General features: G+C 39.9%; 1 protein-coding gene. It reads right to left on the reverse strand.

The window, feature by feature from the left end; genetic code table 11:
- Positions 1–12 precede the first annotated feature (12 nt).
- The coding region (locus tag AC27H3_RS18050; RefSeq protein ID WP_487108105.1) for an IS3 family transposase at positions 13–739 on the reverse strand (727 nt) is incomplete at its 5' end.

Here is a 739-nt window from a genome sequence, read left to right on the forward strand (position 1 = left end):
CTAAAGTTAAATTTATGCCGCCCGCATTTCTTCTTTTTTCTCTGGGTTTAAATTTACTTCATTAATCATTGTCCAATCTCGTGATTTTCCTGACCATCGACTCGGGTTGTTTAGTCTAGCCGCTTCATTTACCTGGTGACGGTCCAATAATATCTTATTGTCTAAACCTAAATGACGCTGGTTTGGCGTAACAAACTTTATCCCGCTGTGAAAATGCTCATTGTTATACCAATCTACAAATCCAGTGACCCATTCCCTTGCGCTAGTGATGTCTTTAAAAGCTTTTTCTGGGTATTCTGGGCGATATTTTAAGGTTTTAAATAGCGATTCAGAATACGGGTTATCATTGCTGACCGACGGGCGACTAAATGATGGAACAATGCCTAATTCCTGCAACGTCGCCAATAACGTTGCTCCTTTCATCGGACTGCCGTTATCTGAATGCAATGTCACTTGCTCTGGTTTTATCTGCTCTCGCCTACAAATATCTGTCATTAAATCTGCTGCCAATGCGCTTAGTTGTGTGTCATGCACCTGCCAACCAACCGCTTTACGACTGTAAATATCCATCACTAAATACAAGTATAAAAACTGCCCTTTAACAGCCGTTGGCAAATAAGTTATATCCCACGTATAAATTTCATTTGCACGTGTTGCTTTTAAAGCTCTTGGCTTTTTCACCTTTCGGTTGGGCTTTACTTTTTCTCTGTGTGTTAATAAACGATGTAACTTCATTATC

It is taken from the genome of Colwellia sp. NW0002-52-1 (assembly GCF_057550865.1).